At 68.9% G+C, this 15,024-nt stretch carries 18 protein-coding genes; 7 read left to right on the top strand and 11 right to left on the bottom strand.

The features are described from left to right. Position 1 precedes the first annotated feature (1 nt). From ACFYPR_RS29340 to ACFYPR_RS29330, 3 genes are all read left to right on the top strand, one after another. Entirely contained in the window at positions 2-805 is an 804-nt protein-coding gene (locus ACFYPR_RS29340) for a helix-turn-helix domain-containing protein (protein ID WP_387263657.1), read from the top strand. A 13-nt stretch (positions 806-818) separates the two neighbouring features. Beyond that, the gene (locus tag ACFYPR_RS29335) at positions 819-1,025 is read left to right on the top strand and encodes a DUF397 domain-containing protein (RefSeq protein WP_354856260.1); all 207 of its coding nucleotides are present in this window, start codon (positions 819-821) and stop codon (positions 1,023-1,025) included. Positions 1,026-1,536: 511 nt separating this feature from the next. Beyond that, positions 1,537-1,995 (top strand): hypothetical protein, encoded by a 459-nt coding sequence (locus tag ACFYPR_RS29330; protein WP_354856262.1) that lies wholly within the window; start codon positions 1,537-1,539, stop codon positions 1,993-1,995. 43 nt (positions 1,996-2,038) lie between these two features. On the opposite strand, the gene ACFYPR_RS29325 is transcribed toward ACFYPR_RS29330, so the two are convergent. From ACFYPR_RS29325 to ACFYPR_RS29300, 6 genes are all read right to left on the bottom strand, one after another. Next, a complete protein-coding gene (locus tag ACFYPR_RS29325) occupies positions 2,039-2,872 on the bottom strand; it encodes an exonuclease domain-containing protein (protein WP_354856263.1) in 834 nt (277 codons plus the stop codon). A 335-nt stretch (positions 2,873-3,207) separates the two neighbouring features. Beyond that, positions 3,208-3,363 carry a hypothetical protein gene (locus ACFYPR_RS29320; RefSeq protein ID WP_387263653.1) on the bottom strand — a complete coding sequence of 52 codons (156 nt, stop codon included), beginning with the start codon at positions 3,361-3,363 and terminating at the stop codon, positions 3,208-3,210. 152 nt (positions 3,364-3,515) lie between these two features. Next, the gene (locus ACFYPR_RS29315; protein WP_387263650.1) at positions 3,516-3,701 is read right to left on the bottom strand and encodes a hypothetical protein; all 186 of its coding nucleotides are present in this window, start codon (positions 3,699-3,701) and stop codon (positions 3,516-3,518) included. A 119-nt stretch (positions 3,702-3,820) separates the two neighbouring features. Further along, a complete protein-coding gene (locus tag ACFYPR_RS29310) occupies positions 3,821-4,687 on the bottom strand; it encodes an ImmA/IrrE family metallo-endopeptidase (protein ID WP_354856266.1) in 867 nt (288 codons plus the stop codon). Between the two features lie 15 nt (positions 4,688-4,702). Continuing rightward, a complete protein-coding gene (locus tag ACFYPR_RS29305) occupies positions 4,703-5,041 on the bottom strand; it encodes a helix-turn-helix transcriptional regulator (RefSeq protein WP_354856267.1) in 339 nt (112 codons plus the stop codon). A gap of 120 nt (positions 5,042-5,161) precedes the next feature. Further along, on the bottom strand, positions 5,162-5,740 hold the full coding sequence (locus ACFYPR_RS29300) for a DUF7008 domain-containing protein (RefSeq protein WP_387263647.1): 579 nt from the start codon (positions 5,738-5,740) through the stop codon (positions 5,162-5,164). A 314-nt stretch (positions 5,741-6,054) separates the two neighbouring features. Here ACFYPR_RS29300 and ACFYPR_RS29295 point away from each other — a divergent pair, with 314 nt between their 5' ends. From ACFYPR_RS29295 to ACFYPR_RS29280, 4 genes are read left to right on the top strand one after another with little or no spacing between them, the layout of a single operon-like run. Further along, positions 6,055-6,522: a hypothetical protein gene (locus tag ACFYPR_RS29295; protein ID WP_387263644.1), complete on the top strand. Its 468-nt coding sequence runs from the start codon at positions 6,055-6,057 to the stop codon at positions 6,520-6,522. 43 nt (positions 6,523-6,565) lie between these two features. Beyond that, positions 6,566-7,513, top strand: coding sequence for a hypothetical protein (locus ACFYPR_RS29290; protein WP_355135188.1), 948 nt, complete (start codon positions 6,566-6,568; stop codon positions 7,511-7,513). Between the two features lie 31 nt (positions 7,514-7,544). Beyond that, positions 7,545-7,949, top strand: a complete 405-nt coding sequence (locus ACFYPR_RS29285; RefSeq protein WP_387263641.1) for a hypothetical protein — start codon at positions 7,545-7,547, stop codon at positions 7,947-7,949. A 13-nt stretch (positions 7,950-7,962) separates the two neighbouring features. After that, a complete protein-coding gene (locus ACFYPR_RS29280; protein ID WP_355135192.1) occupies positions 7,963-8,229 on the top strand; it encodes a hypothetical protein in 267 nt (88 codons plus the stop codon). A 3-nt stretch (positions 8,230-8,232) separates the two neighbouring features. Here ACFYPR_RS29280 and ACFYPR_RS29275 read toward each other — a convergent pair whose 3' ends face one another. The 5 genes from ACFYPR_RS29275 to ACFYPR_RS29255 form a co-directional block, all read right to left on the bottom strand. Further along, entirely contained in the window at positions 8,233-8,691 is a 459-nt protein-coding gene (locus ACFYPR_RS29275) for a DUF7008 domain-containing protein (protein WP_387263638.1), read from the bottom strand. Further along, on the bottom strand, positions 8,582-10,789 hold the full coding sequence (locus ACFYPR_RS29270; RefSeq protein ID WP_387263635.1) for a prolyl oligopeptidase family protein: 2,208 nt from the start codon (positions 10,787-10,789) through the stop codon (positions 8,582-8,584). Before ACFYPR_RS29270 ends, ACFYPR_RS29275 begins: the two co-directional genes overlap by 110 nt. Positions 10,790-10,905: 116 nt before the next feature. Beyond that, a complete protein-coding gene (locus ACFYPR_RS29265; protein WP_387263633.1) occupies positions 10,906-11,316 on the bottom strand; it encodes a hypothetical protein in 411 nt (136 codons plus the stop codon). Continuing rightward, positions 11,313-11,594, bottom strand: a complete 282-nt coding sequence (locus ACFYPR_RS29260) for a hypothetical protein (protein WP_354856274.1) — start codon at positions 11,592-11,594, stop codon at positions 11,313-11,315. Before ACFYPR_RS29260 ends, ACFYPR_RS29265 begins: the two co-directional genes overlap by 4 nt. A gap of 64 nt (positions 11,595-11,658) precedes the next feature. Further along, positions 11,659-14,931 carry an SNF2-related protein gene (locus tag ACFYPR_RS29255; protein ID WP_387263629.1) on the bottom strand — a complete coding sequence of 1,091 codons (3,273 nt, stop codon included), beginning with the start codon at positions 14,929-14,931 and terminating at the stop codon, positions 11,659-11,661. Positions 14,932-15,024: the final 93 nt, after the last annotated feature.

The following is a 15,024-nucleotide window of genomic DNA, read 5'->3' as shown; positions in this document are numbered from 1 at the left end:
CTTGGCCGCCGCGCTTCGTCGCCTCCGCGAGCAGACCGGCATGACCGCCGACCAGGCCGCCAAGGAGGTGGGCATCTCAAAGTCGGCGATCAGCCACATCGAGAACGCCCAGGTCTCCGTCATGCCGCCGGTCGCCCGTGGCCTCCTTGAGCTGTACGGCGTCGAGGGCGAAGAGGTGGACGCGCTGGTCCAGGTCGCCCGCGACGCCCGCAAGCGCGGCTGGTGGCAGGCGTACGACGACGTGCTGCCCGACTGGTTCGAGGTCTACGTCGGACTGGAGGCGGAGGCGTCGGAGATCCGCGCCTTCCAGCCGCAACTGATCCCGGGCCTGCTTCAGACGGCCGACTACGCCCGCGCGGTCATCCGTGCCGAGCATCCGGACGCCCCGGGCGGCGAGGTGGATCGGCGGGTGGAGCTGCGAATGCGCCGACAGAACACCGACACGCCCCCGAAGCTCTGGGTAGTGCTGGACGAGGCGATCCTGCGGCGACCGGTCGGTGGCACCGAGGCGTTCAAGGCGCAGTTGGGGCGGCTGGTCGAGGAGGCGGACCGGCCGGGCCGCACCATCCAGATCCTGACCTTCGGCGCAGGCGAGTACGGGTCGATGGGCAGCGCTTTCAGCGTGCTGACCTTCCCGGAGCCGGCCGATCCGGGGGTCGTCTACGTCGAAACCCGCGCGGGTAGCCTCTATCTCGAGGGCCAACAGGTCAGGGAGTACAGCCGCGTCTTCGAGCACCTGGTCGCCACGGCGACCAGCGCTCGCAAGTCGCGCGACCTGATCCAGGGGGCGATCGACGAGCTATGAGAGGGCGGCGCGGGTGGAAGAGGTCAACCAGGCCCCGGTGACCTGGCGCAAGAGCACCCGCAGCAACGGCTCCGGCGACTGCGTCGAGGTCGCCGACAACCTGGCGGGCAAGGTCGGGCTGCGAGACAGCAAGGACCCGACCGGCCCGGTGCTGACGTTCGGCCCGACCGCCTGGTCGACCTTCGTCGCCAGCGTCAAGCAGGAGACGCTCGGCCGCTGACACCTCCTACTCGAAGGGATGCCATCCGGTTGCCGAAGCGGCATCCCTTTGTCGTCTCCCGATCCCGGCTGCCGAGCCATCAACCGAGCCGAGCAGGGCAAACAGCGGCTGGTGGAGGCCGCCATCACCCTGCAAGGCAGCGGCCGAGCAGTCCCGCAGTACATCAAGTTCTGGGCTGACCGCGAGCATCGGCGACACCCCGCAACCGCGTGCCGGCGTTGACGCCCGGCGGGGGCGACATCAAGATGGCCCGGTGGAATCGAACGAGCTGAAGGCACAGGCACAGGCGCTCCGGGCAGCCGGCAGGACGCCCAAACAGATCGCCCGGGAGCTCGGCGTCACCCGTGCCGTGGCCACCAAACTCGTCCGTGGTGTGGCCGTTACGCGACCAGGCCGCGTTCACCCCTCGGAACTCCCGCTCGTGGGCTGTTGGATCAGCCGTCAGTGGAGCAACGGCCTGACTATCACGGAGCGGCCCGCCGACTGGATCGACGATGACGCACTTCCACCGATGGCGATGGGAGCAGGCCTGGTCAGCGTCGCGGTCGCCCGCGCCGACGGCGACGCCGTGACCACCTGCGGGTTCCTGGTCGACACTTACTGCCTCGGTGTCAAGAACGCCGTGCCGCCTACGACGACCGACCTGGACGAGCTGCCGTACTTCCTCGGCGACTTCTTCCAGGCTTACGAATCCGGGGCGGTCAAGGCACCCATCGACCTCGCCCGACACCTGGTCTTCGGGGCCGTCGACTACGCCCACGGCCTCGGCTTCGACCCGCATCGCGACTTCTACAGCAGCGCACCCCACCTCGGAACGTGGGACCCGCCGAGCCTGATCACGTTCGGTCTGGGCGGCAAGCCCTACTTCCAGCAAGGCCCGTACGACAACCCCGACCGGATCATCCGCGCCCTCGACAAGTCAGTCGGCCCCGGCAACTACCACTTCACGGCAGTCGCGATCGGGCGCTGAGCGACATCACCGACGGCCGCTGTTCTCGGAGGTGTCGCAGCGCCTACCGGCGCCGCCTGGTCTCCAACGGCCACTCCAGGCTCACCTTCTCGTCTCGCCCCTGCCTGTCAAAGAAGGCCTGCAGCTCGCGCTTCTGCTCGGCGAACCAGGTGACCTGCGCCTGGTGGAGATCATCGGGTCGCATCCGGGCGATCCGCTCATGGCGGGTCGCGATTGATACCGCCAATTCGGCAGCCGCCCGCGCGTCGCTCGCGGCATCATGGGCGTTCGTCAACTCGACCTCGTAGTACCTAGAGAGGTCGCCCAGCCGCCACCCTCCGGACCAGTCGGGCTCAACCTCCCGGTGCAGGATCGACGGATCGATGATGCTGGCCCGCTCCCATTCCACCGCCGGCAGACCGTGCCGGGCCAACTCGGTGTGGAGCGCCGTGACGTCGTAGTGAGCGCAGAAGGCGACGAGCGGTGTGCCGTTCACGATCAGCTTGGCGATCTCGGTGCTGAGCTCGGCCAACGCCTCACGGGGTGCCGCCCCGGCGTCGCGCACCAGCTCGTCGGTGATGCCGTGGATGGCGATGGCGTCCGCCGGAATCGGCACCCCCGGATTGATCAGCCAGGTCTTGGCCGTGCCGTCGGCGTAGACCAAGGCTGCGGACACGATCCGCGTGTCCTGTGGCTCGCCGTCAGTGCCCTCGATGTCGAAACCGACGACAGGCATGTCGTGCCACCCTCGGTGATTCCCCACCGGCGGCGCGGCCTGGATCGGCGCGCAATCGTGGTGGAACGAATTCCAGCGGCCGCCGAGCCTGAGAGCCTGCCCGGCTCCGGCTGCCACCCACTGTCCGCACTTACCACAGCGTCCGGCGAACTTGTTGATCACGTTGAGGGGTCTCCCGGCAGTCTCGTCGCGCTGCCTCCCGCATGGAGCAGGCGAGGAAGCTACGCGTTGATCGGTACAGCTAAAGATCTTGGCTCACCGATCTTGCGTACGTGACCCCGCAGGCCCCGACGATTGGGCGAGATCGTCGACCTTTGTAGACGGACACTGCGAACGCTGAGACAGCGGGCCCCGCCAACTCGGGCGTCACGACCCGCGTGTGGTCGATAGCGCGCGCACCGGATGAGGCATATACATCAACCCGAGATAGCCCCACACGAGAAGGCTGCCGGGAACGCCGTCGTGTGGCTACGGCCCGCTGGCTCGACTGCGGCCGCTTACCGCCAGCAGGCGGTCGATATGAGGTTCGTCGTATCAACCGGCGGCAGGCCGTCATCGAGACCGCGTAGCCGATCGTAGACGTCGCGCATCGCAGTCTTGTCCGGGATGTGCTCGCTGCCTGCCGCGCGTTCGAGGACTGTCAGCGTGTTCACCAGCCTGATCGATCCCACCGCACGGCCTTGAGCTCGAAGCCGTTGCAGTCGGCCTACTTCCGAGGTGGCTAGGCGCGCTCCTGCCCCATCGTCAATGAGCACGGTCATCGACTCGCCAGCTTCGGCAGCGACCACAGCGTGCGCCACTACCATTACTTCTCGCCCAGGTCTCTCGACTGCTTCAGCCGCTCGTGCATGGGTTGCCGGGTGATCCGGTGGACCACTGCGGCGAGTTCGGGTGTCTCGTCGTCGGAGAGAATCTGTAGCCAGCGCGGTGCCAGCTTTCGCCACACTGTCGCGGCGGGACGGAAGCGCGGGTCGTCCCGAGACTTGCGCATGACCTCCGACTGGACCGTCTCCGGGGCGCTGAGCGGGCCGAGAATGCCGATCAGGAGCCGCTCTCGGTTTATCGAGAGGAAGTTCAGGCTGGGCCCAGCGTCAATGATCGGCCGTTGACTCATCGTGCGTCTGTCTCGATCGTCCGGTCCGGCGGGTCGTCTGGCGCGCTCAGGTCCTCGTCCAGCGCCGCCAGGTCGATCGGAACCTCCGGCAGCTCAGCGGGATCGGCCCAGGCGATCGGACGGTCGACAGGCACCACGCCCGCTTCCCGCAGCTCCGCTTCGGCGGCCTCTGCGGCGATGCCACGCAGGTTGGCGATGGCCTGCACGGGGAGCACGCCCTCCACGTAGCCCTTGGTCGCGCGGGCGAGCAGACGTTGCGGAGCCCGCCGCTTGTCGGAGTCGGCCTGCAGTGCGTGGTATTGGTCGATCCACCCGAAGCGCACCGCAAGCTGGGGTGTGGAGAGGGCCATCCACTCCGTCTTGGTGGTGGCGTTGATGTACCCGCCCTGGTGCAGCGCGATGGCTGCGACGGCGGGTGAGACCAGGAATCGCTGGACGACCACGGAGAGGGTGGACCGCGTCGCAGCCTGCTCTCGGTCGCCGAGGAAATCCCGGAGGCCGTCCGAGGGGAGAAGCAGGTGCCTGGCGAAGGCATCGGCCCGGATCTCGGCAGGGGACCGAGCGCTCAGGTCGCCCGCGTCGGCGTCCGCCCAGTCTCCGAACTGCACGTGGCCGAGCTCATGAGCCAGCATGCTGCGCTGCCGAATCGGTCTCCGGGAGCGGGCAACCCCGATGAACATCGTGTTGCGCTTCGGGTCTCGCATCGTCAGGCCGTGCTCGTCCGGTCCGGCATCGAGCACGGCCACATCAATCCCAGTCGCCTGCTCGATGATCGCAATGAGATCACCCAGAGGCTGCACGCCCAAGCGGTGCTCTCTGCGGAAAAGGGTGGCAGCAGCACACCCTTCGGCTTCAGCGTTCACGGTCTTCCACCAAGGTCAGATCGTGGCCGGAATGGCCTGCTCATCGAGGTAGTCGTCCAGCTCCAGGAAGTGCAGAAGCGCCTGACGCATTTCTTCCATCCCCGAACCGTTGGTGGCCCGAGCCGCGTACTGGGCGCGGTCGGCAACCGTCTGCGCCCCGGTGAGCTGGGCCACCGTCTGCCCCGTCGCCCACGCAATCGCCACAATCTCGGGGATCTTCGCCGCCCGGTCGCCGGAGATTATCCGTGACAGGGTGGCCTGGGAAATGCCCGTCCGGTCCGCAAGGGCTCGCTGGCTGAGGCCGGCAGCCACCCTGGCACGCTCAATCGACACACCTGCATCGACCCTGGCCATGACCTACCCCCAAGCAGTGAATCATGATCATGTCGTTTGATTCAGTCTACACACCGCCCGCATGCGCCCGCCAACTTTGACAGGGATTGACTTGGGTATTCACGCTGGCGCTCGCCAAAGTCACGGAAGCTCCGGCACGCCGTGCAGTAGCGCCAGCGCCGAGCGGTCGGAGCTGAGCTGGGACAGCTCGGCGTTGATGAAGTCGGTGAAGAACTCGGCCGGCGATCCGGGGAATCCGGGCTGATCGCCGGAGTGCCACTGGTGCAGCCACGGCTCGATCTCCATCAACCCGGCGAGCAGCGGTAGCAGCCGATGCGCCGGCCACGCCTCCTGCGTCTTCCGGTCGAGGTAGACGGTGGCGAGCGCCTGCGCCTGCTTCAAGTGGTCCCATCCTGCCCAGCCGAGCAGTTCACTGCCGTCGCTGTCCCGCCCCGCCTGCGGGTACGAGATGAACCGCTCCTTCGACACGTCAAGCTTGCCCCGCGCCCGCCAGTACGACGGCCGGGCGAAGTCCGCCGAGGCGTACTTCGGCGGCACCTCGATGTCGACCTTCTCCCCCGCGTCCTCCCGGCGCTGCAACGCCCAAGTCCGCTCCCACTGCGCCCGCTTGCGCAGCCCGGACGGCTTGTACCGCTGCGCCGGCAGGTACGGCACATGCTCGTCGGCGATCAGCAGGCCCAAGGTCTTGGTCAGAAGCATCCAAGCGGCCCCGGGGCTGACCTTCACCCCGGCGGCCTGGGCCACCTCGTCCAAGGCGTCAGGGGCATGAACCTCCGCCACTGACTGTTATCGGCGCAGCCTTCGAATCTTTCGGAGGCTGGGCGCCCTCTCCGGATCGCCTGGGCACTGCTTGGCACCTCGCGGCGCTCACCAATAAGGGGTTCACGGGCATGCGCTCCGGGTCGTCCGCGAAGGCGTGGAGTCCCCACTTGCCTCGTCTCGGCGACGAGGTAAGTTCCAGCGCCGGCGCGATCGGGGAGTCGCCTGGCCGGGGCGTGATGACAGGGGGTTGGATGGCACCGAAGCCGAAGATCCAGAACGCAGATGAAGCGATCCAATGGATCACGGAGGGCCGCACCTATACGTGGATGACCGCCGAGCACGAGCGGAAGTACAGCATCCGCATCAGCCCCTCCGGCTGGAGCTATTTCCGACGCACGCACGGCTTGGATCCCAGGCAGGTTCGCGACGAGGAGCTGATCCCGTGGGGGGTCGAGCCTCGACACAAGTACAACTACCTGGTGGTCCTGCTCCGTGCAGAGGCGCGACGTCGCGCCGGCAAGACGTTGAACCAGGACGACATCTATCGAGTCGACGCCCTCCTGCGCGATCTGAAGGAGCGGCACGCCGTGGTGCACTACGACCCGGACACGGAGGAGGGCTTCCACCTGGTGCCGCGGGAGCCGGAGGACGAGGACATCATCCGTCAACCCGCCAAGGTGACGAGGAAGTGCCGGTCTCGGGACCCATCAACTGCCTGAGACGGCATCGACCGCAGTTGCAGCGCAGTGCAAGGATGCGACCATGATCCGGCTGATCGCGGATGACACCTGGCACGGCCTGGAAAGCTATCTGAGGCAGGCGACCCGCAAACGCGCCGCCATTGCCTACGTCGGATCGGCCGCCGCGGACCTGCTCGGCCTCGTGTCCGGCGATCTGATCATCATCGACGGTTCCGACGCCGCGCTCGGCGCCGGTCTCGTAGACCCAGCCGTCATCGGCGCCTGGCTCACCGCCGGTGTCGAGGTGCGCTCCCTGTGGGGCCTGCATGCCAAGGTGATGCACCTGGCGGGCAGGCGCACGCGGGTCGTTATCGGCTCGGCCAACGCCTCCGCTCACTCTCGCGATCGACTGCGGGAGGCGGCCGTCGTCACAGACGACGAGGGGCTGTGCGCGCAGGTCATCGAGCAGTTGGACGTGTGGCAGGCCGACAGCGATCGGATTGACGCGACGTGGCTGACGCACGCACAGCAGGTCTATCGCCCTCCTGTAATAGCATCCCCGCCGCACGCCAGCCGGCGGCTATCGCGCCTGTGGGTGGGCATGGCCGTCAACGAGCCGACGGCACTTTCAGGAAAGGCTGCGGCGGTGGCAGAGCGGCTAGAGCAGCGCCACGGCCACAGCGCCGTCCTGCCGTGGCGCATGTACCGGGGCGACGAGCGCATGGTCCGTCAGGGAGACGAGGTCGTTCTGGTCGATGTCGGCCCGATCAGGCAGGAACCACGGAAGAATTCCCGAGCCTGGCCGCCGGCCCGGGTCGCACGGGTGGTGACCGAGGAGCGACGCCGGCCGGTGGCCTTCCTGGTATGGCCGCACAACTCCGGCGGTCTTGGCACATGCCCGTTCGAGAAGGTGAATGAGGCTGTCCAAGCAGTTGGCGGTGAGATCGACTGGCGCAAGCCCTTCGAGGCGCAGTCCCCCGAGGCGAAGGCTCTCCGGGCACTCTGGCCGAGGTCGGACGCGCCGCAGTAGCGACAACCGACAGGACCATTGGGAGGACAAGATGCCGACTCATCAGCAGACCCACCAAGCCGGCCGTCATCTGGCCGTTGGCCAGGCCCTGCTACGTGGCCACCGCGCGAGCCTCGCCGGTGCACAAACCTTCATCGACATCGACGGCCGCCGCGCCGCCGTGATGGTCGCCGGCAAGGGCGCCTGGATGATCGCGGACATCGCCACGTTCACCGACAGCACCGTTGCGACGTACGTACTTGTCGACGTCTCGGAGGCACACCCACGGTTCTTCATCGCACCTGGCGACGAGCTGCGTCATGACGTGCGGCAGCGCCACCAGCAGTTCATGGCCCGGGTGGGCGTCAGACCGCGCAACAGCGAGAGCCGACACACCAAGATCGAGCCGCAGGACGTCGCACAGTGGGAGGTCGACTGGTCCGCCTTCGACCGGTAGAGCGGAGCCGTCCATGCACGACATCGATGAAGTCTGGGCCGCGATCACCGAGCACGCCGGTCAGACCTTTCGGACGGTCAGCGGGCTGAAGTTCTACTACACAGTTGACGGAGACCGGCTGCTGACCGACCGCACCCACCATTGGATCCACCGCAGTCAGCTGACGGCCGCGCTGGGCCTGTGGCCGGTGGCTGGGCCCGGCGCACTGAACAACGTCGTACGCGGGCCCAGCTACCTCTACGCCCTCCTTGCGGACCGTCGGATCATGCCGGATTCCTGATGCTCATGGCAGCTCCGGCACGCCACGCAGCAGCGCCAACGCCGAGCGGTCGGAGCTGAGCTGGGCCAGCTCAGCGTCTATGAATGTGCTGAAGAACGCTGCGGGTGAACCCATGTAGGCCGGATTGTCGTCGGTGTGCCACTGATGCAGCCACGGCTCGATCTCCACCAGCCCGGCGAGCAGCGGCAGCCGCCGGTGCGCCGGCCACGCCTCCTGCGTCTTCCGGTCAAGGTAGATGGTGGCGAGCGCCTGCGCCTGCGCCAAGTGGTCCCACCCGGCCCAGCCGAGCAGTTCCCTGCCGTCACTGTCCCGCCCCGCCTGCGGGTACGAGATGAACCGCTCCTTCGGCACGTCAAGCTTGCCGCGCGCCTTCCAGTACGACGGCCGGGCGAAGTCCGCCGAGCTGTACTTCGGCGGCACCTCGATGTCGACCTTCTCCCCCGCGTCCTCCTGGCGCTGCAACGCCCAGGTCCGCTCCCGCCTCAACCGCGTCGTCCGGCGAGACCTGGCGCGGCAGGCTGTCGGGTTGTCCGGTCAGCTTTCGCCACAGGAACTCCAGCGTCAGCGCCCACACGAAGGCCCGCTGCTCGTTGTTGGCCGCCGCCCCGTGCCCGCCTTCGACGTTCTCGTAGTACGACACGTCGTGGCCGTGCTCGCGCAGCCGGGCCGCCATCTTCCGGGCGTGCCCCGGATGCACCCGGTCGTCCCGCGTCGAGGTGATGAACAGGACCGACGGGTACGGCCGTCCGCCGCGGACGTTGTGGTACGGCGAGTACTCCCGCAGGTAGGCCCAGTCGGCCGGGTCGTCCGGGTCGCCGTACTCGGCCATCCACGAGGCCCCGGCCAGCAGCCGGTGGTACCGCCGCATGTCCAGCACCGGCACGCTCGCGACGACCGCCCCGAACAGTGCTGGGTAGCGGGTCAGCATCACCCCCATCAGCAGCCCGCCGTTGCTGCCGCCCTCGATGCCGAGCCGCTCCCGCGTGGTGATCCCGCGCGTCACCAGCTCGGCCGCCACTGCCGCGAAGTCCTCGTACGCCCGGGGCCGGTTCTCCCGCAGCGCGGCGCGGTGCCACTCGGGGCCGTACTCCCCACCGCCGCGGATGTTCGCCACCACGTAGCTGCCACCCCTGGCCAGCCAGCCCCGCCCGACGATCCCGCTGTAGTAGGGGGTCAGGGAGACCTCGTAGCCGCCGTAGCCGGTGAGCAGCGTCGGCCCGCCGGGCGCATCCGGGTCGCCCACCACGAAGTACGGCACCCGGGTTCCGTCGGCCGAGGTGGCAAAGAACTGGCGTACCGCCAGGCCGTCCGCGTCGAAGAACGCCGGCCCCCGCTTGAGCGTCTCGACCGCGCCGCCGACCTGGCCGAGCCGCAGCGTCGCCGGTTGCAGAAACCCTTCGGAGGCGAGCAGGTAGGCATCATCGTGGTGCGGGTCGGTCTCCAGGATCCGGCTGTGGTCGAACTCCGGCACCCCCGCGAGCGGCTCCCGCCGCCAACCCGTCTCGCCGGGCGTCAGCACCTCCAGCCGACTCCGCACGTCGACGAGCGTGGCCAGGATCAGATGGTTGCGGGTCCAGAGGTAGTAGCTCAGCGCCGTGCGAGCGTCGGGCCGGAAGATCACCGTCAACTCCCGCTGACCAGCGAGGAACGCCTCGAATCGGGTCGCCAACAAAACGCCGGCGGGATGGGTCACCCCACCGACCAGCCACGGCGAGCGCAGCCGGATCAAAAGCCACTCCCGGTGCACCTCCCACCAGGCGTCCTCCGGCACCTCGATCCGGGCCAGTTCGCCCACCCCGGTCAGCAGGTAGCTCTGGGTGCGGTAGAAGTCCAGGCTGCGAACGACGAAGTCGCGCTCGAACCCAGGGGTTGGATCGTGCGAGGCGAACACCGCGACGTCCTCCGGCCGCCCCTCATGCACCGTGTCGGCCGCCGACAGCGGCGTGCCTCGCCGCCAGCGTTTCGCGACGCGTGGGTACCCGGAGGAGGTCAGCGACCCCGGCCCGAAGTCGGTGCCGACGTAGATGTGGTCCGCGTCGATCCAGCAGACCCGGCTCTTCGCCTCCGGCAGCGTGAAGCCGTCCTCGACGAAGGCCCGGCGAAGCAGGTCGAACTCCCGCACCACGACGGCGTCGGCACCGCCCCGGGACAGGCTGATCAGGCAGCGCTCGTAGCCGGGCCGCAGCACCGTCACCCCGCTCCAGACCCAGTTCTCGCCCTCCTCCGCCGCCAACGCGTCGACGTCGAGCAGCACGTCCCACTCCGGCGCAGGCCGGCGGTACTCATCGAGCGTCGTCCGCCGCCAGACCCCACGCGGGTGCGACGCGTCCTTCCAGAAGCCGTAGTAGAAGCCGTCCCCGCGCCAGCCCGGGTAGGGGATGTGGTCCTCCGCATCGAGCACCTGCCGGATCTCGGCCCGCAGCCCGGCGAACGCCTCGCCTCCGGTCAGCGTGGCCAGGGTCTCCGCGTTGCGGTCCCGCACCCACCCGGCGGCGTCCGCGCCATCCAGGTCCTCCAGCCAGAGGTACGGGTCATCGCCCTCGTCGGTCAGCCTCGCCACGTTCGCCACTATCCCCGACGAGTGACCACCATCCACGCATTGTCGGCATGGCGACTGAGCCCTGCCCGACCTGACCGGCCCCGTCGAACGGCCGAGACAGAGGTCCCAGCGGAGTGTTAGTCCCAGGTCAGGCTGATATCGAGGATCTCCAGCCCAGGGGGCATCGCCGGCGACACGGTCTTCGGGTCTCGGGTGACCAGATAGCAGCGGTAGAGCGCGGCGGTCGCGACGGCGTGCGCGACATCCAACGACACGTGTGAACGCGCGGCGATACGGGCAACCCGTCGGCTCGTGGCCGCGTCGTAGACCGCTACCTGGATGTCGCGGTCCTCCGTGAACAACAGGTCAAGCATGGTGGCGACTGGAGTGCCCGCCAGTTCGAGCTGCGCCTGCCCCAGGCAAAGGGCGGGAACCCACACCTGTTGCTCCGGGTCCTCCTGCGCGAGGGTCAGCATCGCACCAGGTTCGACGCTGGTCCCCGAGGCGTAGGCGAGAAGAGCAGAGGTGTCGAGGACCAGGCCGTTCACGCGGCCGCAGTCCCCTCATCGTCGAACTGGCGAAGCCACTCGAGATTGCGGGCATGCTGCTCGTCACTGATCGGTGGGAGGGCTGCCAGGCGAGCCCTTGTCCGCTCCACGTCTTCATCGGTGACGATATAGCCGAGCTGCGCCCACCGCGCACGGAGATTGTCGGCCCGCATCTTCCGGCGAAGGACTCCGGCGATGAAACCGGACGTGTTGCCCTGCGTGCGCTCGACGTACGCGGCCACGTCGTCGGGCAAGCTGATCGTGATGCGGCGCGTCATACTCCGAGCATACCTGCTGCATACTGACTAAGCGCCCCCGGCCGCTCACGCCACGCGGCCGCGTTCACTCGAGCAGGCTCCTGATATCGCCCGCGGTGAGCTGCGCGGAGGCGAACTCGCCGCCGTCCAGGACGCTGCTGAAGAGCTCCGCCTTACGGGCCTGCAACGCCATCACCTTCTCCTCGATGGTGTCCTTGGCGACCAGGCGGTAGACCATGACGTTGCGGGTCTGGCCGATGCGGTGCGTCCGGTCGATTGCCTGGTTCTCGGCGGCCGGGTTCCACCACGGGTCCAACAGCAGGCAGTAGTCGGCCTCGGTGAGGTTGAGGCCGAAACCGCCCGCCTTGAGGCTGATCAAGAAGACCGGGTTGCCGCCGCTTTTAAACTCGTCGATCACCGCGGCCCGGTCGCGGGTGTTCCCATCCAGATAGCTGCACTCGATCCCGTCCGCTTCCAGCCGCTGCCGGGCCGCGTCGAGGAAGCGGGTGAACTGGCTGAACACCAGGCTGCGGTGCCCCTCGGCGACCAGACTGGAGATCCGATCGGTGAGCACGTCCAGCTTCGTCGCTGGCACGTTCTGCTGCGCCGGGTCGACCAGCGCCACGTCGAGGCTCGCCTGCCGCAGCAGGGTCAACGACCGAAAGATCTCGAACCGGTTCTTCTCCAGGTCGCCTAAGAGACCGAGGACCTTCTGCCGCTCCCGCTGCAGGTACGCCTGATACACCCGGCGGTGCCGGCGGTCCAGCTCCACCTCGATGACCTGCTCCTGCTTGGCCGGCAGGTCCGTGGCCACGTCCGCCTTGCGACGGCGCAGCATCAGCGGCCGGATCCGGCGGCGCAGCTGGGCGAGCCGCTCCGCGTCCCGCTCCTTCTCGATCGGGTTGCGGTAGTACTCGGTGAACCGGTCGGCGCGGGGCAGCAGCCCGGGTGCGGTGATCGAGCAGAGCGCCCAGAGCTCGCCGAGGTGGTTCTCCATCGGCGTGCCGGTGATCGCCAGCTTGAACGGCGCCGGCAACAGCTTCGCGCAGCGGTGCGCCTGGGACTGCGAATTCTTGACGAACTGCGCCTCGTCGAGGATCAGCCCGGCCCAGTCGAGGGCACGGTAGTCGTCGTACTCCAGCCGAAACAGCGTGTACGAGGTGACCACGACGTCCGCGCCGGCCACCGCCCCGGCCAGGAGCACGCCGCGTCGTGCCACGGTCTGGGTGACCGCCCGGACGTCCAGCTCCGGAGTGAAGCGGCCCGCCTCGCTCGCCCAGTTGGCGACGACGCTGGCCGGAGCGACCACCAGGAACGGCGCCTCGGCGCGCGCGTGGCAGATCAGCGCCAGCGTCTGCAGGGTCTTGCCGAGCCCCATGTCGTCGGCGAGGACGCCGCCGAGGCCGTGGTCGTGCAGGGTGGCCAACCAACGGAAACCATCCTGCTGGTACGGGCGCAGCTGCGCCCGTACCCCGGCTGGGATCTGTTGCTCGGCGGCGGGTTCCGCCTCGCTGAGCGCGCGTACCGACCGCTGCCAGGCCGCGGCCTGGCCGGTGACCTCACCCAACTCAGCCAGCTCGTCCCAGAGCCCCGCCTGGAACCGGCCCACCCGCAACACCCCGGGCGGGGCATCCGCGAGTGCCCGGGACTCGGCGATCAGGTCCCGCAGCTGCTGGAACTCCGGTCGTTCGAGCGCGAAGTAGGTGCCGCTGGGCAGGATGAGGTATTGCTGTTCCTGCGCCAACGCCGCGAAGAGCGCGGCGAAGTCGACCTGCTCCCCACCGACGGAGACCCGCACCGACAGGTCGAACCAGTCATGCTCGCCGGGATCACCGCCATCGGCGAAGGTGATGGCGGGCGCAGCGTGTGTCTCCTGGTAGTCGTCGAGCGTCCCATCCGAGGGAGTGGCCAGCTCCACACCGTCGAGCTCGGCCAGTCGCGGCACGACGTCACTGACGAACCGGACCAGGGCGTCACCGGCGAGGCTCACCGAGGCGGCCAGCCGGGGCCCGGTCGAGGACGGCTCCAGGAGCTCGGGCGCCGGCTTGGCGACCAGGTCGACGACCCGCCGCAACAGCTCCGCACGGCGCTCGTCCGCGGCGACGGCCACCCCGTCCCGCAGCGGCTCGGGATGGCGCCGGCCACCGACGACCCGATGCCACTCCCAGCCCACCCGGAGACGGTGATCGGGCTCGGGTCTCACCGTCGCGGTCAGTGTGGCCGGCCCTACCATCGGAAGCTGAACGGCCGGATCCGCGGCGAACACCTCCACCTGGCGGAGCAGCTCCGGGTAGAAGCGGTCGAAGAACTGCTGCTCCTCGGCGGCCGGAATCCGGATCGCCGGCCCGGCGAGCGCCCGCACCATCCCCGGCAGCAATGTCCCGGCCAGCGGCGCCAACCAGAGTGCCGGTCCGCCGGATCGGGCGTCGGGCCCGCTCAGCTCCCCCACCCCGGCGACGCCGTGCGCCGGTTCGCCGATGAGGAGTACGCGCGACACAGGGATCGGTGCACCGCCGGCCGACAATGTCGGCGCCAGCACCAGCTCCCCATCGGACCGGCCGACCTGCACCGAGAGCCGGGCCGGACGGCCCAGCACGACCGGCCCGGCTCGCTTGCCGGCCTGCACCAGCGGCAGCCCGGCCTCGTCCGCCTCAGCCAGCAGGTCCCAGATCCGCCGACTGGCGAACTCGTGTAGCGCGAGCGCCCGCCGATGGCCGTCGTAGTAGTGGTAGGAGTCGGTGTCTGTGCTCGCCAGTCGGGAGATCTCGACGAGCAGTCGGCGGTGCCGTTCGGTCTGCGCCGATCGGCCGAAATAGGCGTAGCTCAACGTCGACCAGCTGATCCCGGACCGCACCCAGCCGGTGCGGCCCGGCACCACCGGCCGCAGCTCGACCTGGAAACCCGCCGCAGCGTCCGAGCCCTGGGAAACGACGTCGAACTGCAGGCCGAGACCCGGCGGCTCCGACTCCGGCACAACCGGCGGCGGGGCGACGTCCCGGACCAACGCGGAGACCGCCCGCTCCCAACTCGGCGCAGACCGCGCCGGACGGGGTCTCCGGGGTTCGGCCGTGGCGAACGTCGCAAGCACCAGCGCGGCAGGGTGGGCACAGCCGGTCTGCCCGCACGTACACGAACCATCCAACGCCTCGACCATGCCGTCGGCGTCCGACCGCACCGTCGCCGCCACCTGGCCCGCCACGCTGCCGTCGAGCCGACCGCGCCCCTGACCGGTCTCCGGATCCCACTGCACGTCCAGCAGTTCCCCACGCTCAAGCAGCTGGCGCGCGCGCACGAAGGTCCGGGAGCCGACAAGCTCGTAGAGCGCGGCCCCGGCCGGGCTCAGGGCGAGTTTTGCCACGTTCGATCCCTTCGCTGGCTTACCGGTCCCGGCGCCCAGCAACGATAGCCGCCACGCGACAGACGAAGCGTCACCGCGCCGAGCGTCTCCCTC

This window comes from Micromonospora sp. NPDC005254 (assembly GCF_042872525.1).
Lineage (GTDB): Bacteria > Actinomycetota > Actinomycetes > Mycobacteriales > Micromonosporaceae > Micromonospora.
This window is presented reverse-complemented; position numbering and strand designations above follow the sequence as displayed.